Consider the following 19,792-nt stretch of genomic DNA (forward strand, 5'->3'; position numbering starts at 1 on the left):
TTTCATTGCTGCCGCTCCCTGACGGGAGCAGTGCATCAGAAGCCGTAAACCAGCGACACGACTGCCTGGTTGTTGTTCAGGCCATCCTCGCCGTCTTCACCGTAATAGTGCGTGTGGTTGTATTCCAGACGCAGAGCGAGCTTCTCGGACAGGTCGGTCTTGACACCGAGGCCGAGACGCAGGCCGTCAGCCGAATCCGAGAATTCGTCACCGTCACTGACAACCGTCAGGCGCGCACGCTGGTAGCCAACGCGGCCATAAACTGCGGTCGAATCGCTCGGACGAAAGCCGACAAGAGCCGAGGCGCCGAATGCGTGATCGGCTTCGATGGCGTCGGAATCGTCGCCGACCTTGGCCGAAGCGAGGTCGAAGTTGGCTTCGAAACCTGCATATGCCTTGCTCGACAGATCGAAGTTGTAACCTGCGAAGACAGTACCGCCGAGACCATTGATCCCGAGGCCTTCCGAGTCAGCCGACGAAGCAATGTTGTCGTGCGTGACGCCAACGCCGACGTAACCGCCCGAAGCCATCGCGGGGGTAGCCGCAACAAGCGAGGCGGCGAGAGAGATAAGAACCAGACGCATAGATTTTACTCCTGACTTTTTGGCCCCTTCTGTGAAGGTGGCAAGGCGGCAGGTAGATATCGACCAATTTGGTGACAATGATAAAAGTCACAACAAAATCAAAACCATCAAGCGTGTGACAAAGGTGCAACATTCGGCACACTAACAATTTTGTTACATTTGAGATTTACTTGGCCATTATTATAACGCCAAAAGGCGACCCCTTTCGGAGCCGCCTTCACGACGTTGCAAGGACGCCCTAGTCTGATCAAGATTGCCCGCACATGAACGGATCGTGCAGGTTGCCGCAATGCAGCATGTTATCCTTGCACTGCCCCTGCCCCAAAGGTGCAGGCATTGCAATTCTGGACTTTCCGCAAAGGCTCTGCCAAGCGCGAGCCCATGAACGCGCAGACTCCCAACAGCTTCCGCAACCAGCCCGACGAACGCGGCCACTTCGGCCAGTTCGGTGGCCGCTACGTTGCCGAAACGCTGATGCCGCTGATCCTCGATCTCGAGCAGGAATATCGCAAGGCCAAGGCCGACCCGGCGTTCCAGGCCGAGTTCGACGATCTGCTCGAACACTATGTTGGCAGACCGAGCCCGCTCTACTTCGCGCCACGGCTGACCGAAGAGTTGGGCGGTGCGCAAGTCTGGTTCAAGCGCGACGAGCTGAACCACACCGGCGCGCACAAGATCAACAACTGCATCGGCCAGATTCTGCTCGCCATGCGCATGGGCAAGACGCGGATCATCGCCGAGACCGGCGCGGGCCAGCACGGCGTCGCCACTGCCACGGTCTGCGCGCGCTTTGGCCTGCCTTGCGTGATCTTCATGGGCGCAACCGACGTGGAGCGGCAGAAACCCAACGTGTTCCGCATGAAGCTGCTGGGCGCCGAAGTCGTGCCCGTCACGGCCGGTGCTGGCACGCTGAAGGATGCGATGAACGAGGCGCTGCGCGATTGGGTCGCGAACGTGCACAACACGTTCTACATCATCGGCACTGCTGCTGGCCCGCACCCCTACCCTGAACTGGTCCGCGATTTCCAGAGCGTGATCGGCAAAGAAGCGCGCGCGCAGATGCTCGCCCGCACTGGCCGCCTGCCTGACGTGCTGGTCGCGGCCATCGGCGGCGGTTCGAACGCCATCGGCCTTTTCCACCCGTTCCTCGATGATGCCAGCGTCAAGATGCTCGGCGTGGAAGCAGCCGGCCATGGGCTGGACAAGGAGCATGCCGCCAGCCTTGCAGGCGGACGCCCCGGCATCCTCCACGGCAACAAGACATACCTGCTGCAGGACGAGGACGGCCAAATCACCGAAGGCCACTCGATCAGCGCCGGGCTCGACTATCCCGGCATCGGGCCCGAGCATTCATGGCTCAAGGAAATTGGCCGCGTCGATTATACCTCGGTGACCGACAAGGAAGCCCTGGACGCCTTCCAGCTGCTCTGCCGCACCGAAGGCATCATCCCCGCGCTGGAACCCGCCCATGCCATCGCCGCCGTCAAGAAGCTCGCGCCGACGATGGACAAGGACCAGATCATCCTCGCCAACCTGTGCGGTCGCGGCGACAAGGACATCTTTTCCGTGGCGGAGCATCTGGGAGTTTCGTTGTGACTCGCCTCTCCAACGCCTTCGCCAAGGGCCGTCCCGCCCTCGTCACTTTCGTCACGGGCGGCGATCCGACGCCTGACGCCACTGCTTCCATCCTCGACGCTCTCGTCGAAGGGGGCGCGGACGTGATCGAACTGGGCATGCCCTTCACCGATCCGATGGCCGATGGGCCGGCGATCCAGCTGGCCAATCTGCGTTCGCTCGGCGCTGGCACCAAGACGGCCGATATCCTGCGCATCGCCACCGAATTCCGCGCGCGTCATCCGGAAGTGCCGCTGGTGCTGATGGGCTATGCCAATCCGATGACCATCCGTGGGGCCGACTGGTTCGCCGCCGAATGCGTCAAGGCGGGCGTCGATGGCGTGATCTGCGTTGACATTCCGCCAGAGGAAGACGCCGAACTTGGCCCTGCCCTGCGCGCGGCCGGCGTTTCACTGATCCGCCTCGCCACGCCGACAACCGACCATGCGCGGCTGCCCGCCGTGCTCGAAGGTTCGTCCGGCTTTCTCTACTACGTCTCGGTCGCCGGGATCACCGGGATGCAGCAGGCTGCGCAATCGTCCATCGAAGAGGCCGTGGCGCGGATCAAGGCTTCGGCGACGATTCCGGTTGCCGTCGGCTTCGGCGTGCGCACGCCCGAACAGGCCGGGGCCATTGCCAAGGTTGCCGATGGCGTTGTCGTCGGATCGGCCTTCATCGATCTCGTCGCCAAGCATGGTGCGGATGCCGCTGGCCCGGTGAAGGAACTCACCGCTGCGCTTGCCGCCGCCGTCCACTCTGCCCGCAAGGAACTCGTATGAGCTGGCTCAACAAGGTCCGCAACGCGCTTCCCTTCACGCCGAAGCGGGACACGCCGGACAACCTGTGGATCAAGTGCCCTTCGTGCAGCGAAATGCTGTTCACGAAGGACTATGAGGACAACCTCTCGGTCTGCTCCTATTGCGACCACCACGGCCGCATTGGTGCCGACGCACGGTTCGACCAGTTGCTCGACGCTGGCTACGAGCTGCTGCCCGCGCCCAAGGTCAAGGAAGACCCGCTCAAGTTCCGCGACAGCAAGAAGTACGTCGATCGCCTGAAGGCCGCCCGCGCCGCCAATCCCCATGCCGATGCGCTGACCAACGCCTTCGGCCGGATCGAGGGGCAGAAGGCCGTAGTCGGCGTGCAGGAATTCGCGTTCATGGGCGGCTCGATGGGCATGGCCGTGGGCAATGCCTTCGTCGCCGGATGCGAGCGCGCGATCAAAGAGAAATGCCCCTACGTGGCCGTAACCGCAGCAGGCGGCGCGCGCATGCAGGAGGGCATCCTCAGCCTGATGCAAATGCCGCGTTCGACCGTGGCCATCGCCCGCCTGCGTGCGGCAGGCCTGCCCTATATCGTGGTGCTGACCGATCCGACCACCGGCGGCGTGACCGCGTCCTACGCGATGCTGGGCGACGTGCAGATTGCCGAACCCGGTGCGCTCATCGGCTTTGCCGGACAGCGCGTCATCCAGGACACGATCCGCGAGAAGCTGCCCGAAGGCTTCCAGCGCGCCGAATACCTCCACGCCCACGGCATGGTCGACATGGTCACCCACCGCCGCGACCTGAAGGTGACGCTGGCGCAGGTGATCGATTACCTGATGGCGGGCAAGGCGGTGGCGTGAGTCTTCTCCCCTCCCGCAAGCGGGAGGGGTCGGGGGTGGGCTGCACCAACGCCTGCGCCTGCCTCTGCCCACCCCAAACCCCTCCCGCCTGCGGGAGGGGCTTCGCATGAAGGACTTCGCGATCTCCGAGAACCCGGCGGTGCAGGCGCAGCTTGACCGCCTTGGCGCACTGTCGCTGCCGTCGGGGCGGCTTGGCCTCGATACCGTGCGCGAACTCTGCGCGCGCCTGGGCAATCCGCAGGACCGCCTGCCGCCGGTATTCCATGTCGCCGGGACCAACGGCAAGGGATCGACCTGCACCTACCTGCGCACCATCCTCGAGGCCGAAGGGCTGACGGTTCACTCCGCCACGAAGCCGCATCTGGTCCGCTACAACGAACGCATCCGCATCGCCGGCAAGCTGATCGAGGACGATCTGCTCGCCGCGCTGCTCAAGGAAGTGCTGGACGCGGGCGAAGGGCTTGAGCCGAGCTTCTTCGAGGTGACCACGGTCGCCACTTTCCTGGCCTATGCGCGCACGCCTGCGGACGCCTGCGTGATCGAAACCGGGCTTGGCGGCAGGCTCGATGCCACCAACGTGATGCCGACCGCTGCGGTCTGCGGGATTGCAACGCTGGGCATGGACCATGAAGCGTTCCTGCTCGCGACCGAAGAGGGCGTGCCGACCGATCCGCTTGCCCGGATCGCGTTCGAAAAGGCCAGCATCGCGAAGCCCGGCGTGCCGCTCGTGACGATGGCCTATAGCCAAGTCGCCGCCGATTCGGTGGCCGAGACGGCGGCTCGAATCGGTGCGCCGTTGATCATGCGTGGGCGCGACTGGGATGCCGAGATTGCCAGCTCGATCCTCTATCGCGACGAGCGTGGCGAGTTGCCGCTGCCCCTCCCCGCCCTGCCCGGGACGCACCAGGCAGAGAATGCGGCACTGGCCGTCGCAATGATCCGGCACCAGCATGCCGTGCAGGTGACGCTGGGCGCGCTCGGCAAGGGCATCGTCGATGCGCGGTGGCCTGCGCGCTTGCAGCGTCTGGGCGCGGGGCCGCTGACAGATCTGGCAGGCAGGCGCACCGTCTGGCTCGACGGTGGGCACAATCCCGATGCGGGGCGTGCCATTGCGCGGCATCTTGAAGGCCAGCCACCGGTGCACCTGATCATGGGCATGCTGGCCAACAAGGACCCCTCGGCGATACTCGCGCCGCTGGCGGACCGCGCCCTGTCAATCTCCGTCGTACCGGCCCCCGGGCACGATGCGCACAAGCCTGCGGACTTCGCGCCGTTCACCAGCCTGCCCGTCGGCAGTTTTGCCACCGTGCCTGAAGCGCTGGCGGCCTTGCCACCCGAGGGTGACGTGCTGATCGTCGGTTCGCTCTATCTCGCGGGCGAAGTGCTGCGGCTGAACGACGAGATTCCGGACTGATCAGGCGAAAGGATCGGCGTCAGATCCCTCCTCGCCCGCCGTGCCCATCGCCGCATCGACAAGGCCGCTGCGGCTCATCCACCAGAACAGCACGATGCCCGGCAGCGCCAGCACCGTGGTAAGCAGGTAGAAGTTCACGTAGCCCATGCCCTCGATCAGAGCGCCTGCGGTGGTGCCGGTGGCAAAGCGGCCGACGATGCTCGCAGCAGCGGAGATCAGCGCATATTGGGCCGCCGTGTAGCGCAAGTCGCACAGCGCCGAGAAGTACGCGACGACAACGACGCCGCCATAGCCCGAGGCGACGTTCTCGAATCCGATCGCACCGGCCATGCCCAGGTTGGAATGGCCAGCCGCCGCAAGCGCCGCGAAGGAAAGATTCGACACCGCCATCAGCACCAGCGCCAGCAGGACCGAGCGCTTCAGGCCCATCTTCGCATAAGCCACGCCGCCGATGAACACGCCGATCAGGTAGGCCCAGAAGCCGACGCCAACGTCCCAGATCGCGATTTCGTCGTTGGTGAAGCCGAGATCGTCGAACAGTAGCCGGAAGGTGAGGTTCGCCAGCGTGTCGCCCACTTTGTGAACAAGGATGAACAGCAGCACCAGCCAGGCGCCGTGCCGATGGAAGAACTCGCCAAACGGCCCGATGATCGAAGCAATGACTTCGCCCACGCCCTTGCGCGCGGTGGGCTCGCGGTGGCGTTCGGGTTCACCCAGGATCAGCGCCGTCAGCATGGCCGGCAGGGCGAAGAGTGCACAGGCGAGATAGGCCGCGCTCCAGCCGGAACGCGCCGCCATGAACAGCGCCAGCGCCCCTGCCCCTGCCGAGCCGATGCGCCAGCCATACTGGCTCATGCCCGAGCCGGTGCCGAGCTGGTAGGGCTTCAAGGTCTCGATGCGGTAGGCGTCGATCACGATGTCGAAAGTCGCCCCCGCGACGCCGACCAGCACGGCCGCCAGCACCGTCGCGCCAAGATCCGCCGAGGGATCGACCAGCGCCAGGTTGGCGACTGCGGCCATGACCAGCGATCCGGCGAGCAGCATCCATGATACACGCTGCCCCAGCCGCCCGAGCAGCGGCAAATGCACGCCGTCGACCAGCCATGCCCAGAAGATCTTCAGGTTGTAGACGAGAAACGCGAGCGTAAAGGCGGTGACCGTCTTCTTGTCGATCCCGTCCTGCGCCAGACGCGTCGTCAGCGTCGCGCCGATCATCGCATAGGGGAAGCCCGAGGACACGCCGAGGAAGAACGCGGCCAGCGATTCCTTCTCAAGATAGGGGCGCACCGAGTTCCACAGGTTCCGGTCACTGGCCTCGGTGCTCATCGACGACTGCGCTCCCTCAAATGTTGCTGGCAGACTAGCGGCCAATTCCAGCGGCGCTAGGGGTGACGGAAGAGGCGTTCTCGCGTAAGGGCTGCCCCATGACTTTTCCCCCAAGAAACGGTGGCGACAGGCCGAAGCGGTTCAGCCCTCGGCCCGGTACCACTGAAAAGAAGCCTTTCTCCATGCGCAGCGGTGCGCCGCGCACGTCGCAGCCGGTCGTTCCCGCCAAGCGCGCGCCGAACGCCGATGGCTCCGAGCGCGAGGGCGATCGCATCGCCAAGCTGCTGGCCCGCGCAGGAATTGCCAGCCGCCGCGAGGTGGAGCGCATGATCGAGGAAGGGCGCGTCAAGATCGGCGACGAGGTCGTGACCACGCCCGCCACGCTGCTGACCAGCCTCAAGGGGGTGAGCGTCGATGGCAAGATGGTCGGCCCGATAGCTGCTCCGCGCCTGTTTCGCTTCCACAAGCCTGCAGGCCTCATCACAGCCGAGCGCGACCCCACCGGTCGCCCGACGATCTACACCGCTTTGCGCAATGCCATGCCCAAGGACGCGCCGCGCGTCATGCCGGTCGGCCGCCTCGACGTGAATACCGAGGGGCTGCTGCTGATGACCAACGATGGCGAATTGAAGCGCGCGCTGGAACTGCCCTCCACCGGCATTCCCCGCACCTACCGCGCCCGCACTTTCGGAGACATCACGCAGGCGCGGCTCGAAGAACTTATGGAAGGCATCGAAATCGACGGCGTGCGTTATGGCCCGATCAACGCCAATCTTGAGCGCAGCGCCAACCGCAACAAGTGGATCGAGCTGACCCTGACCGAAGGCAAGAACCGCGAAGTGCGTCGCGTGCTCGAACATCTCGGCCTGGAAGTTTCGCGTCTGCTGCGCACCAGCTATGGCCCGTTTGAACTGGCTGACCTGCAACGCGGCTCGGTCGAGGAGATCCCGCAGGTCATGGTCGAACGCTTCCGCAAGACATTGAAAGCCAAATGAGAATTATAGCCGGAGAATGGCGCGGACGGCCCCTGCGCGCGCCCGAGGGTGACACTACCCGCCCCACTGCAGACCGCACGCGCGAGACCTTGTTCTCGATGCTGGCCAGCCGCCTCGGCAGTTTCGAGGACCTAACCGTCGCAGATCTCTTTGCAGGGTCGGGCGCGCTCGGCCTCGAAGCGCTGTCACGCGGAGCGGCATCGGCGATCTTCGTGGAGCAGGACGCAGGCGCGATCCGCACCATCCGCGCCAACATCGCGGCCCTGCGCTGCGCCCCGCAATGTGACGTGCGCGCCTCGTCGGTGCTCAGCCTCGGCCCGGTGAAGCAGCCGCTCGACCTCGTCATGCTTGATCCGCCCTATGGTACCGGCGCAGGTGCCGTCGCGATCGACCGGCTGACCCGGCTTGGCTGGATCGGCGAGGCGACCTGGATCTGCCTTGAAACGGCTGCCAAGGAAGTGCCCGACGTGCGCGTGTGCGAGGTCGATGCCGAGCGCAAGGTCGGCAAGGCGCTGATCACGCTGATGCGGTTGAAGTCCTAATCCGCCCGTCGGGGCGAGAACTGCACGCCTGCCAGAGTCATCGCGCCAGCCAGCGTCAGGAACAGCCCGACATAGGCCGTGCCGCCTATGCCGGCGAGCCACGCCGCCGCGAACGGGGCCAATGCGCCACCGATGATCCCGCCCATGTTGAACGCCACCGAAATGCCGGTGTAGCGGACTTCGACCGGATAGAGCGTCGGCAGCCAGGAGCCCAGCGGTCCATAGGCCAGCCCCATCACGAACAGCGCGCTTGCCAGCGTGGCGAAGACCACCCAAGGCGATGCCGCGCCAAGGCCGGTGCCGAACATCATGCCGACGATGATCGTCAGCGCCGCCCCGGTGCCAAGGACAAGCCGCGCCGAGGCCTTGTCCGCCCAGTACCCCGCAACCAGAATGCCGAGCGCAAGGAAGCTGTTGGCGCCAAGCTGGAGCCCTAGAAACTCCTGCTTGGCATAACCGAGCCTGGTCGTGGCAAAGGACAGCGCAAAAGTCGTCGCGAGGTAGAAGATCGCAAAGCACGCGACCACGCCCGCGATCCCCGCCAGCACGGCGCCAAGATGATTGCGGAACAGCAGACCGACCGGCACCTTGGGCGGCTCTGCCTTCTCGAGTGCTTCCTTGAACGCAGGTGTTTCGCCGATCTTGAGGCGCACCCACAGGCCAAGACCAACCAGCAGCGCGCTCGCCAGGAACGGCACCCGCCATCCCCAGGCGGCGAAGTCGGCATCCGACAGCCCCTTGCCGAGCAACAGGAACAGCCCGTTGGCACAGAGAAAGCCCAGTGGGGCGCCCAGCTGCGGCGCACTGCCAAAGCGGGCTTCCCACCCCTTCGGCGCGTTTTCCACTGCAAGCAGCGAGGCTCCGCCCCACTCGCCGCCAAGGCCGAAGCCTTGGCCGAAGCGCAAGCAGCACAGCAGTGCAGGTGCGACCCAGCCGATCATCGCGTAAGTCGGTAGAAAGGCGATCAGGAAGGTCGAGCCGCCCATCAGCATCAGCGAGGCAACCAGCGTTGACTTCCGCCCGATCCGGTCGCCGAAGTGGCCGAAGGCAATGGCGCCCACCGGCCGTGCAAAGAACGCGAGGCCAAAGGTCATGAAGGACAGCAACGTCTGTGCTGCCTCCGATTCGGTGGGGAAGAACAATGGCCCTATGACCAGCGCCGCGGCCGTGGCGTAGATGTAGAAGTCGTAGAACTCTACCGCCGTCCCGACCAGACTGGCAGTCAGAACGCGACCATGCTGGCGAATCGGATTCATCGTGGCGCTTCTCCCCTCGTACGCGGGGCGGGTTGTTCCGTCTCAAGCGATCCGGGTCAACCGCTGCGCACACGCAATGGGGCGCCGGTTTCCCGACGCCCCATTGCGCGACGATCGTCAGTAGCCCTTAGATGCCGCCACGATTGCGGCAGCTGTCGGTTACAGTCTTGCTGCAGACCGGATACTTCTTGTTCATGGCCGATGCGGGCGGCGGGGTCATGTTGCCGGTAGTGCTGCTGTCCATGCTGCTCATCCCGCCTGAGGGAGGCGTTGCAGGCTCTGCGGGAGTGGCTGGCGTTGCGGGCGTACCCATGCCGGGATTGGGCTGGGCTGGCATCGCACCGGATGACGGCACTGCCTTGCCGGAAACCTGCGCCACGATCGAGGGCCAGACCTGCGTGCGCTGTTCCGGCGTCATGGCATAGATCTGCGCCTTCTGCTCGTCGGTTAGCGCCCACCAGCCCTTCTGCTGATCAGCATCGAGGCTCCAGAAGTACTCCTGGTACGTGGAGGGCCATGCCGCATACCTGCTCTTCTGTTCGGCGGCCCATGCGTCGATCTGAAGCTGCTGGTCGGGCGTCGGCGAGAAGGTGCTGGTCGCCGTGGTTGCAGCGGTGGTGTCTGACGTGGTTGCGGTTGCTGTCGTGGAGGTCGACTGGGCGGCCACGAACGAAGGGCTCGAAGCGACGGCAAGCGCCAGCGCGCTCGCGGCAAGAAGGTTTCGCATCAGATTCTCCTGATTTTGATTCTTGTACCCGAAGTAAAACGCCAAGCGCCGGGACCTGCGGCGGTTCCCGGGCCTGCGATGATCCGCATGGCCCGCTGCGACGAATCGAAAGCGTTGGTAGATCGGGCTTTGCCGATTGCCCCGAATGCGTTTGGTCCCTATCTGTTCACGCATGTCCTCCCCACTCTCCGTGAATCCCGGCACCGCCGAAGCGTGGCTCGATGGCCTGAACCCACCCCAGCGCGAGGCGGTGACGACGACCGAAGGGCCGGTGCTGATGCTGGCAGGCGCAGGCACGGGCAAGACCGCCGCGCTGACCGCACGCCTTGCCAACCTGCTGCGCCAGCGGCTCGCCTGGCCGAGCGAGATCCTCTGCGTCACCTTCACCAACAAGGCCGCGCGCGAGATGCGCGAGCGTGTGGGCAACCTGATCGGCCCGGCGGTGGAAGGGATGCCTTGGCTCGGCACGTTCCACGCCATTGCCGCCAAGATGCTGCGTCGCCATGCCGAACTTGTCGGCCTGCAGAGCAACTTCACGATCATCGACACCGACGACCAGTTGCGCCTCCTGAAGCAGCTGATCGTGGCCGAAGGCGTCGACGACAAGCGCTGGCCAGCAAAGCAGCTCGCCGGGCTGATCGACAAGTGGAAGAACCGCGGCCTCAACCCCGGCGATCTCGATGCGCTGGAGAACGAGGCCTATGCCAATGGCAAGGGCCAGCGCTTCTACGCGCTCTACCAGAACCGCTTGCGCGAGCTGAACGCCTGCGATTTCGGCGACCTGCTTATGCACATGCTCAACATCTTCCGGCGCGGGCGGGACGTGCTGGAATCTTGGCAGCAGCGCTTCAAGTACGTGATGGTGGACGAATATCAGGACACCAACGCGGTGCAGTACCTGTGGCTGCGCCTGCTCGCCCAGAACCGCAAGAACATCTGCGTTGTGGGTGACGATGACCAGTCGATCTATTCCTGGCGCGGCGCGGAAGTCGCCAATATCCTGCGGTTCGAAAAGGATTTTCCGGGCGCCAAGGTGATCCGCCTCGAACAGAATTACCGCTCCACCCCGCACATCCTCGGCGCGGCCTCGGGCCTGATCGCGGAGAACACCGAACGCCTCGGCAAGACGCTGTGGACCGAGTTTGACGGCGGCGACAAGGTCCGCGTGATCGGCGTGTGGGACGCTCCGGAAGAAGCGCGGCGGATCGGCGAGGACATCGAACGGCTTGAGCGTGAGGGCGCCCCGCTCGATCGCGTAGCCATCCTCGTGCGCGCGCAGTTCCAGACGCGCACGATCGAGGACCGCTTCATCCAGATCGGCATGGGCTATCGCATCGTCGGCGGCTTCCGCTTCTATGAACGCGCCGAAATCCGCGACGCGCTGGCCTATCTGCGCCAGATCGCCAGCCCGCAGGACGACCTTGCGTTCGAGCGGATCTACAACACCCCCAAGCGCGGCCTTGGCGACAAGACGCTGGAAAAGCTCCACCGCCACGCGCGCGCGCGCGGCATCCCCCTCTCGCTGGCCTCGGTGGAGATCCTCGATACCGACGAACTGCCGGCCCGAGCGCGCAACACCCTCGCCGCGCTGATGCGCGATTTCGCGCGCTGGCGCGATGCAGCCAAGCAGCTGGTGCCAGCCGAACTCGCCCGCACGATCCTCGACGAAAGCGGCTACACCGCCGCACTTCAGGCGGAAAAGACCGCGGAGGCCGCCGGACGCCTCGAAAACCTCACCGAACTCGCCCGCGCGATGGAAGAGTATGAGACGCTGGGCGATTTCCTCGAACACGTCAGCCTCGTGATGGACAACGAGAACACTGCCGACGAGGACAAGGTCACGATCATGACCATCCACGCCGCCAAGGGCCTCGAGTTCGACAACGTGTTCCTGCCGGGCTGGGAAGAAGGTGTGTTCCCCTCGCAGCGCTCGCTCGACGAAGGCGGCCTTGCCAGCCTTGAGGAGGAACGCCGCCTCGCCTACGTCGCGATCACCCGCGCCCGCAGGCGCTGCACCATCCTCCACGCCGCCAATCGCCAGATCTACGGCCAGTGGACCAGCTCGATCCCCTCGCGCTTCATCGGCGAACTGCCCGCCGAGCACATCGAGGAGGAAACCACGCTCTCGGGCGGCGCATCGATGTGGCGCGCCAACTGGAGCGAACGCGAAGACCCCTTCGCCCACGTCGCCCAAGCAAACGCCAATCGCGCCGCCTCACGCGGCCCCGGTTGGCAACGCGCCGCCGCCCAGACCTTCAACCCCGCCCCCCGCCGCATCGCCGAACCCACCCGCAGCGCCGCCAGCTTCGCCGCCAAGCCGCGCGGCGACATCGCCGTCGGCGCGCGCGTCTTCCACGAAAAGTTCGGCTACGGCACCGTGGCCGAGCAGGAAGGCAACAAGCTGGAGATCGACTTCGAAAGCGCGGGGCGCAAGCGGGTGATTGATAGCTTTGTTAAGGTGGCTTGAGAGCGTTGGCTTTGTCGCTCGCTGTTGTGGGACGACCGGCTTCGCCCAGTTGCAGTCGTTCAACGGGCCGTTAGACGGTCAACGAACGCTGCAGCCTCGCGCAACTCGTCGGCGTCCTTGGCATTTCTCAGCATAGGCCTGAGATGGTATACTAACAGACCGGCGTTGCGGCTATTTCGAAGCGGCGTTTCGTCGAGGATACGGATCAAATGCCTGAGGCCGAGGCGTTGCGCAAAGAGCCGATATGCTCGATCATGTGCGTGAGCAGGTCCAGCAAGATAGTGCCTAGCAAGACGGCGATAGTCTTCTCTCCTCAACGATATATGTTCGAGTAAGGCGATTGCTTCGCCAGCCGGATAGTACTGAAGCAGCCAATCTGCTGCCGCTTCAGACTGCATAGTTCTTAGCTCAGCGACGTGGGCACGCATGGTCTCGTTCATGCACTAAACCTATCATCTGCATGTCCGCTTTCCACCCATTTGCGGCCATTCCGTAGACTTGACTTGATCTTCCTTCCGTCACCCCGTGCTTGACACGGGGTTGGGCTGTTTTCCGGCGCAGTGCCTGAACTGAAAAGCCAAGGCCCGGATCAAGTCCGGGCCGACGACTTCATCGGGGGGCGTCCTGTCCCAATCGCCCAGCATCCGTTCGTGTCGAGCGAAGTCGAGACACCGGTTTCAGCGCGAGTGTCTCGACTTCGGGCCAATAGCTCGAAGTTTATCCCGAGCTTGCCGAGGGGCTCGACACAAACAGAGCCGGATGGGCCTGATTAAAGCGCCGAAACCGCCAGAAATTCAGGAATCGGTCCGTTCCACTCACCCGGCTTTGACGGCGGTTCGGAGTGGTCGCGGTAGCTGGGCTGTTCGCGCCGTGGAGCGCGTTCCTGGCGGGCTTCTGCACGCGGTTCGCGTTCGGCGCGGGGCTTGCGTTCCTCGCGGGCGGGACGTTCGCGGCGGCTTTCGCGCTTCGGCTCTTCCTCGCGGCGCTCGGTCTCGCGGGGTTTGCGCTCTTCCTTCTCGGCGATCTCGAGCTTGAACTCGGGGATCTTGGTCCCCTGCAGCTTCTCGACATTGTCGATCGCCTCGGCATCTTCCGACGCCACCAGCGTGAAGGCGCGTCCCGTCGCCCCGCCGCGACCGGTGCGGCCGATACGGTGGACGTAGTCGTCCGGGTGCCAGGGCGTGTCGAAGTTGAAGACGTGGCTCACGCCCTTCACATCAAGCCCGCGCGCGGCAACGTCCGAGGCGCAGAGGATCGAGATGTCGCCGTCCTTGAACTTCTGCAGTTCGGCGTTGCGCGCGCTCTGGTCCATGTCGCCGTGGATTTCCCCTGCGGCAAAGCCATGACGCTGCAGCGACTTGGCGAGTTCGCGCACCGTGGTCTTGCGGTTGGCGAAGACGATTGCGGTGGTGACGTTGTCGGTCCGCAGCAGCTGGCGCAGCACTTCGCGCTTCTGGCGCGTGGTGCACTTCACCTTGAACTGGGCGATGCTGGTATTGGTCGACGCGGGGCGGGCCACTTCGATCATCTTCGGGTTCGACAGGAACTTGTCGGCCAGCTTCTTGATCGGCGGCGGCATCGTTGCCGAGAACAGCAGCGTCTGGCGCTGAGTCGGCAGCTTGGTGCAGATGTTCTCGATATCGGGGATGAAGCCCATGTCGAGCATGCGGTCAGCCTCGTCGATCACGAGCAGATCGCAGCCGGTGAGCAGGATCTTGCCGCGTTCGAACAGGTCCATCAGGCGGCCAGGCGTGGCGATCAGCACGTCGACGCCGTCCTGCAGCGCCTTGACCTGGTCACCCATCTGCACGCCACCGATCAGCAGCGCCATCTTCAGGTCGTGGTTCTTGCCGTACTTCTCGAAGTTCTCGGCCACCTGCGCGGCGAGTTCGCGCGTCGGTTCGAGAATCAGCGAGCGCGGCATCAGCGCGCGGCGGCGGCCGTGCGCCAGAATGTCGATCATCGGCAGCACGAACCCGGCAGTCTTGCCGGTGCCGGTCTGGGCGATGCCGATGATGTCCTTCATCATCAGGACAGCGGGAATTGCCTGCGCCTGGATCGGAGTGGGCTCATCATAGCCGGCATCGAGCACCGACTGGAGCAATTCATCCGAGAGGCCGAGATCGGCAAACTTCATGCAGGCAATTTTCCGAGAACTAGAGACGGCACGAACGCAAATGTGCCCGCTGGACAGCCTGCATCGCAAAATGCCGCCAGCACTGCCTGCGCGCTAAGACGATATGGCCCGAAAAGTCAAGAATTCCGCGACGAGACGGGACTGTCAGTCATCTTCCAGCACGAGTTCGCGCATCTTGGTAATGGCACAGTTCGCTCCGGCCCGCGAATGGATCGTATCCCGGCCGGCACAGAGCTGCCCGTCCTCGTTCCTCTCGACATAGAAGCCCGAATAGAAGTCGCGAGCGCGGCAGGATTTGTCGAGACTGGCACCGATCAGCTTCCGCCCGCGCGTGACAAGCAGGAGGCGATCCTGCGATTCGATCTGTACGCCCGCAATGCTGGTGATCGGCAGGCACTTGCTGGTCTTGCGCTCATAAAAACGCGGCGGCTGAGGCGCGGCCGGCATCGGCGTGTACATCTGGCCGGGCAGGCGCGGTGCAATACGGATGATCATGCGCTGCTCGATGCGCACCTGATTCCAGGACTGGTCGCCCAAGCCGTCGGTGATGAAGCTGTTGAACGCGCTCGCCCCGAAGTCGTCGACAATGAGGGGCGATCCTGCCGGAATGGAAGCAGTCGCCCATTGCGTATCGCTATCGGGTATCGCCACGGGTGTACCAACCGGTACGGCCAGCAGCATGCCCAATGAGGCCAATAGGTTGAATACGTTGGGCATTCCGATGCAAAAACTCTCGACGTCCCCTCTACGGCCAAGCGGCCCTGACCCCGCTCCAACCGCTCCTGAAACCCCTAACCTCCGGGGTTGAACGGTTGCTTAACCTGTCAGCAATGAAAAATGAATTGCCCTTCCTGCGGGGTGGCAATAGCCGATGCCGTGATGAGCGAAACGTTTCTTGCAGAAGCGGCCCGTCTGCTCGGGCCAAAAGGTCTGACTACCGATCCCGATGACATGGCCCCATGGCTGACCGATTGGCGCGGCCGCTACACCGGCGCGGCGCGGGCAATCGCTTCGCCAGCCAATACCGCCGAGGTCGCCGCTCTGGTGAAGCTGTGCGCCAGGCATGGCGTGCCGATCGTGCCGCAGGGCGGCAACAGCGGCATGTCGGGTGGCGCGACACCATTCGAAAGCGGGCGCGAGATCATCCTCTCCTTGCGCCGCATGAACCGGATCACCGCGCTCGATACCGCGGCGCGTTCGGCCACGTGCGAGGCAGGCGTCATCCTGCAGGTCCTGCACGAGGCGGCGGAGAAAGAGGGCCTGCGCTTCCCCCTCACGCTTGGCGGCAAGGGCTCGGCCACGATCGGCGGGCTCGTATCGACCAACGCCGGCGGTACGCAAGTCCTGCGCCATGGCTCGATGCGGGCACTCGTGCTGGGGGTCGAAGCTGTCATGGCCGATGGCAGCGTGCTCGATCTGTTGACCCCGCTCAAGAAGGACAACCGGGGTTTCGATCTCAAGCAGGTGCTGATAGGTTCGGAAGGAACGCTGGGCATCGTCACCGCTGCGACCTTGCGGCTCGCTCCCGCCATCGCCGGCAGGACGGTGATGTGGGCAGGCACGGCCTCACTCCACGATGCGCGCAGCCTCCTGCTTCTGGCAGAGGACATGGCGCCGGGGCTGCTGGAAGGCTTCGAGGTCCTGCCCCAGCACAGCCTCGAGGCGGTTCAGGCCTACACTCCCGGAACGCGCGCACCGCTGACGGAGCCTCATGCCTGGCACGCCCTGATCGAACTGGTCGCGGGCGACGAGGACACCGCCGCGAGATTGCCCGAACTGGCCGAGCGCATCCTTGCCACGGCGTTCGAACGCGATCTCATCGCTGACGCCACGATCGCCGCCAGCGAAGACCAGGCCGAGCGCATGTGGTTGATCCGCGAGACCATCTCGCCAGCCGAACGCGCGCTTGGCCCGGCGATGCAGCACGACATTTCCGTGCCGGTCGAAAAGATGCCCGCCTTTGTCGAGGCCGCCGTCCCGCGCCTCGAAGCCGATTGGCCGGGCACCCGCGCGGTCTGTTTCGGGCATCTCGGTGACGGCAACGTCCACTTCCACGTCATCGCGCCGCCGGTCAGCGACCGGGCATCGTGGGAAGCAGGCGACGGCAAGGCGATCAGTGCACAGGTCCACGACATGGTGGTTGCGTGGGGAGGCTCGATCTCGGCCGAACACGGAATCGGCAGGCTGAAACGTGACGAACTGGCCCGCCTTTCCGATCCCGCGGTGCTTGCCACGATGCGTGCCATCAAGCAGGCACTGGACCCGGACGGCCTGCTAAACCCCGGAAAGCTTGTCTGACGCGGCTTGCGCGGCCTTCTGGCAGCCCCTAAGAACCGGCGTTCCCGCTAAGCCGCGGCCAGAGTGAGTTTTGCCCGCGCGAATGTTTTGATTCTTGGAGAGATGCAAAATGGCCAGCGCGCCGCAAGCGAACCTGCCGATGTTCTACAACGACCTGATGCCGCTCAACAGCCGGGACCATGCAACGTGGAAGGCGAAGAACGCGGATGCAGCTCCCTGGCTGATCGGACAGCACGCCATCCCCCTGACGGCTGAGGAATTTCCCCAAGCAGCACGCCATTACCCGATCATCTTTGCATCGGGTGACAACCCGGTTCCGCTGGCGCTGATGGGGCTGAACGAAGGCGTGAACGTCTTTGTCGATGAAGAAGGCAAGGTCACCCAGCCGATCTACATTCCGGCCTATGTCCGCCGCTACCCGTTCCTGCTCGCCAAGCTGAACCCCAATAGCGAAGAACTTTCGCTGTGCTTCGACCCTTCGGCAAACCTGCTCGGCGATTCGGTGGAAGGGCAGGAGCTCTTCACCGACGGCCAGCCTTCTGAAGCGACCCAGGCTGCACTCGGCTTCTGCGAACAGTTCGAACAGGCCGGCCAGCGCACGCAGGCCTTCATCGACGAGCTGAAGAAGCACGACCTGCTCATGGAGGGCGAAGTCGCGATCCAGCAGCAGGGCAATGACCAGCCGTTCGTCTATCGCGGCTTCCAGATGGTCAATCAGGAAAAGCTGCGCGATGTGCGCGGTGACGTGCTGCGTGGCTGGGCGCAGAGCGGCCTGCTGCCGCTGCTTTATGCCCACCTGTTCTCGCTCGAACTGATCAGCCAGATCTTCGGCGCACAGGTTCAACTGGGCAAGGGTCCGATCCCGGCGATCCAGGTTCCGGCTGAATAAGCCGGACACGATTTGACATCGGGCTTGAGCGATCGAGCCACAGGTCAACAGAAAAGCGCGGTAAACCATTCGGTTCATCGCGTTTTTTCTTGGGGTGTTGCAAAAATCCCTCGAAAGGCCTTGCAGGGGCAAATCCCCTCACCTATCTTGTGATTGTTGCGTTGCGGCTCCCCTCATGGCCCAGCGTAACTGGTGCACTCACGTGCACCTCCTCCCTGAACCTTGGCCACCTGGAGCTTGCTCCAGGTGGTTTTTTCTTGGGTTACATGAGTTTGCGCAAGTCTCCCCGCGCGCTTGCCCATAAAGCGCGCATCTACTCGGCAGCAGCGCGCCAGCGTCCGCGGTCGGATGCGCGGCCAAGGTCCGCCACGTCGACCGCGAGTCGGCGCACCAGGCCCACCAACAGCTCGATCGTGGCATCGAAGCCGGGGCCGGGTTCGGCCATGCGGGCATCGAGGTAGCAGGTGCGGTCTATCTCGAGCTGCATGCAGTGTAGCCCTTCGGCACGCCTTGCGTGTCGCTCCAGCACGTAGCCCCCGGCATAAGGCCGGTTGTGCGACACCCGTCGCGCAGCTTCGGTGAAGAAGCCGAACGCGGAAGCCACCACACCCCCATCGCACGAAGCGCCGAACCGATCGCCCACGACGAATTCCGGCGCACGCTCTCCGGGCGAACGCGCCGCCAGCGGTGGCATCGAATGAAGGTCGATCAGCAGGGCAGCGCCCCAACGGTCCCGAATCGTCTCGAGCGTGCTGGCGAGCGCCATGTGATAAGGCTGATGCACCGCTGCAATCCGCTCTGCCAGTTCGCTGTGGTCGAGCCTGCGCTTCCACAGCTCTCCAAGGCCCGGCAGACGACGCGGCACCAGCCCCAGCCCGCTTCGTGCGCGCCTGCCAAAACCGCTGGGCGCGGCCGAAGCATCGGCCGGTGGACCACCGACCATCTCCCAGTCGACATCATCGCTGGCACGGTTGAGATCGAGCATGGCCCGCGGCGCATGGGCGATGAGCAGCGCCGCGCCGGTCCGGCGAGAAACCGCCTGCCCCAAGAGATCGGCGTAGCGATCCTCAAGCCGGGGCGCTGCGAATGCGGGATGACGCATCCGGTCCAGCAGCGACTTGGCATAGGCCCTTCCTGCGTGCGGGACGGCAATCACCACGGGGATCGGCGAAGGATCGATCGTCGTCAGGCTGTAGGCCGGCACACCGGGATTGCCCGGCACCGACCCGCCATGGACCGAAGCCGAATCGCCCTGGTGCTCACACTCATGCTGCATCCCGCAAAGGTGCAACCGATTCGCACGCAAGTCAAAGCAAGGTCCGACAACGATTGGACCACATGTCGGGTTGCGGGCAAAAAGCGGTTTGCGCGAAGCTTCAGGCGGGAGATTGTTAACCCCATCGGCGTTATAGGCCATGGAACTGAAGCCCCACTAAAAAACAGGTTCGCCATGATCCGGATCCTGCTCGCCGAAGATGAAGAGGCGATGCGCACTTACCTGACCCGCGCGCTGGAAAATGCCGGCTATTCCGTGGCTGCCGTGGACAGGGGCACCGCCGCAATTCCCCTGCTCGAATCCGAACATTTCGACCTCCTCCTGTCTGACATCGTGATGCCGGAAATGGATGGAATCGAATTGGCGCAACGCTGCAGCGAGATCAGCCCCAGCACCAAGGTCATGTTCATCACCGGGTTTGCCGCTGTGACGCTCAAGGCAAATCGTGAGGCACCCCAGGCCCGGGTTCTGTCAAAGCCGTTCCACCTCAAGGATCTGGTGCTCGAAGTCGAGCGCGTGTTCGAGGATGCGCAGTTCGCGGGCAGCCGCTGAACTCCGGCTGCAAATTCCCCCTTGCCATGAATCGGGACGGGGGCTAATGGCGCGCTTCCCGACGCGATCAGCGGTTCTCCGCCAGCCA

At 64.2% G+C, this 19,792-nt stretch carries 17 protein-coding genes; 10 read left to right on the forward strand and 7 right to left on the reverse strand.

Going from position 1 to position 19,792, the window contains the following annotated elements:
* Positions 1-35: 35 nt before the first annotated feature.
* Positions 36-584 carry a porin family protein gene (locus AC3WLM_RS04680; protein ID WP_492476736.1) on the reverse strand — a complete coding sequence of 183 codons (549 nt, stop codon included), beginning with the start codon at positions 582-584 and terminating at the stop codon, positions 36-38.
* A 381-nt stretch (positions 585-965) separates the two neighbouring features.
* Between AC3WLM_RS04680 and trpB the strand changes: the two genes are divergently transcribed.
* The 4 genes from trpB (at position 966) to AC3WLM_RS04700 (ending at position 5,239) form a co-directional block, all read left to right on the forward strand.
* Positions 966-2,180, forward strand: a complete 1,215-nt coding sequence (gene trpB / locus AC3WLM_RS04685) for a tryptophan synthase subunit beta (RefSeq protein ID WP_039334290.1) — start codon at positions 966-968, stop codon at positions 2,178-2,180.
* Positions 2,177-2,977: a tryptophan synthase subunit alpha gene (gene trpA / locus AC3WLM_RS04690; protein WP_492476737.1), complete on the forward strand. Its 801-nt coding sequence runs from the start codon at positions 2,177-2,179 to the stop codon at positions 2,975-2,977. The genes trpB and trpA overlap by 4 nt, the downstream gene beginning before the upstream one ends.
* The gene (gene accD, locus AC3WLM_RS04695; RefSeq protein ID WP_492476738.1) at positions 2,974-3,825 is read left to right on the forward strand and encodes an acetyl-CoA carboxylase, carboxyltransferase subunit beta; all 852 of its coding nucleotides are present in this window, start codon (positions 2,974-2,976) and stop codon (positions 3,823-3,825) included. The genes trpA and accD overlap by 4 nt, the downstream gene beginning before the upstream one ends.
* Positions 3,826-3,931: 106 nt before the next feature.
* Positions 3,932-5,239 (forward strand): bifunctional folylpolyglutamate synthase/dihydrofolate synthase, encoded by a 1,308-nt coding sequence (locus tag AC3WLM_RS04700; RefSeq protein WP_492476739.1) that lies wholly within the window; start codon positions 3,932-3,934, stop codon positions 5,237-5,239.
* Here the strand turns inward: AC3WLM_RS04700 and AC3WLM_RS04705 are convergent, their stop codons facing one another.
* Positions 5,240-6,565 carry an AmpG family muropeptide MFS transporter gene (locus AC3WLM_RS04705; RefSeq protein ID WP_492476740.1) on the reverse strand — a complete coding sequence of 442 codons (1,326 nt, stop codon included), beginning with the start codon at positions 6,563-6,565 and terminating at the stop codon, positions 5,240-5,242. It lies immediately after the preceding gene.
* 182 nt (positions 6,566-6,747) lie between these two features.
* Between AC3WLM_RS04705 and AC3WLM_RS04710 the strand changes: the two genes are divergently transcribed.
* Both AC3WLM_RS04710 and rsmD read left to right on the forward strand, forming a co-directional pair.
* On the forward strand, positions 6,748-7,560 hold the full coding sequence (locus AC3WLM_RS04710) for a pseudouridine synthase (RefSeq protein ID WP_230487686.1): 813 nt from the start codon (positions 6,748-6,750) through the stop codon (positions 7,558-7,560).
* Positions 7,557-8,102, forward strand: a complete 546-nt coding sequence (gene rsmD / locus AC3WLM_RS04715; protein ID WP_039334304.1) for a 16S rRNA (guanine(966)-N(2))-methyltransferase RsmD — start codon at positions 7,557-7,559, stop codon at positions 8,100-8,102. The genes AC3WLM_RS04710 and rsmD overlap by 4 nt, the downstream gene beginning before the upstream one ends.
* On the opposite strand, the gene AC3WLM_RS04720 is transcribed toward rsmD, so the two are convergent.
* Together AC3WLM_RS04720 and AC3WLM_RS04725 are read right to left on the reverse strand one after the other, a co-directional pair.
* Positions 8,099-9,358 (reverse strand): MFS transporter, encoded by a 1,260-nt coding sequence (locus AC3WLM_RS04720; RefSeq protein WP_492476741.1) that lies wholly within the window; start codon positions 9,356-9,358, stop codon positions 8,099-8,101. The genes rsmD and AC3WLM_RS04720 overlap by 4 nt on opposite strands.
* 127 nt (positions 9,359-9,485) lie before the next feature.
* Entirely contained in the window at positions 9,486-10,085 is a 600-nt protein-coding gene (locus tag AC3WLM_RS04725; protein WP_492476742.1) for a hypothetical protein, read from the reverse strand.
* A 172-nt stretch (positions 10,086-10,257) separates the two neighbouring features.
* Here AC3WLM_RS04725 and AC3WLM_RS04730 point away from each other — a divergent pair, with 172 nt between their 5' ends.
* Entirely contained in the window at positions 10,258-12,552 is a 2,295-nt protein-coding gene (locus AC3WLM_RS04730) for an ATP-dependent helicase (RefSeq protein ID WP_492476743.1), read from the forward strand.
* A 769-nt stretch (positions 12,553-13,321) separates the two neighbouring features.
* On the opposite strand, the gene AC3WLM_RS04735 is transcribed toward AC3WLM_RS04730, so the two are convergent.
* Both AC3WLM_RS04735 and AC3WLM_RS04740 read right to left on the reverse strand, forming a co-directional pair.
* Positions 13,322-14,689, reverse strand: coding sequence for a DEAD/DEAH box helicase (locus AC3WLM_RS04735; protein WP_492476744.1), 1,368 nt, complete (start codon positions 14,687-14,689; stop codon positions 13,322-13,324).
* A 144-nt stretch (positions 14,690-14,833) separates the two neighbouring features.
* The gene (locus tag AC3WLM_RS04740; protein WP_492476745.1) at positions 14,834-15,370 is read right to left on the reverse strand and encodes a hypothetical protein; all 537 of its coding nucleotides are present in this window, start codon (positions 15,368-15,370) and stop codon (positions 14,834-14,836) included.
* A gap of 198 nt (positions 15,371-15,568) precedes the next feature.
* Here AC3WLM_RS04740 and AC3WLM_RS04745 point away from each other — a divergent pair, with 198 nt between their 5' ends.
* Both AC3WLM_RS04745 and AC3WLM_RS04750 read left to right on the forward strand, forming a co-directional pair.
* Positions 15,569-16,987: an FAD-binding oxidoreductase gene (locus tag AC3WLM_RS04745; protein WP_492476746.1), complete on the forward strand. Its 1,419-nt coding sequence runs from the start codon at positions 15,569-15,571 to the stop codon at positions 16,985-16,987.
* Positions 16,988-17,096: 109 nt separating this feature from the next.
* Positions 17,097-17,876: a SapC family protein gene (locus AC3WLM_RS04750; protein ID WP_427463792.1), complete on the forward strand. Its 780-nt coding sequence runs from the start codon at positions 17,097-17,099 to the stop codon at positions 17,874-17,876.
* Positions 17,877-18,189: 313 nt separating this feature from the next.
* Here AC3WLM_RS04750 and AC3WLM_RS04755 read toward each other — a convergent pair whose 3' ends face one another.
* A complete protein-coding gene (locus AC3WLM_RS04755; protein ID WP_492476747.1) occupies positions 18,190-19,152 on the reverse strand; it encodes an N-formylglutamate amidohydrolase in 963 nt (320 codons plus the stop codon).
* Between the two features lie 174 nt (positions 19,153-19,326).
* On the opposite strand from AC3WLM_RS04755, the gene cpdR reads away from it, so the two are divergent.
* Positions 19,327-19,704 carry a cell cycle two-component system response regulator CpdR gene (gene cpdR / locus AC3WLM_RS04760; RefSeq protein WP_062348304.1) on the forward strand — a complete coding sequence of 126 codons (378 nt, stop codon included), beginning with the start codon at positions 19,327-19,329 and terminating at the stop codon, positions 19,702-19,704.
* Positions 19,705-19,792 lie beyond the last annotated feature (88 nt).

This window comes from Novosphingobium sp. FW305-C-30-35, assembly GCF_058783135.1.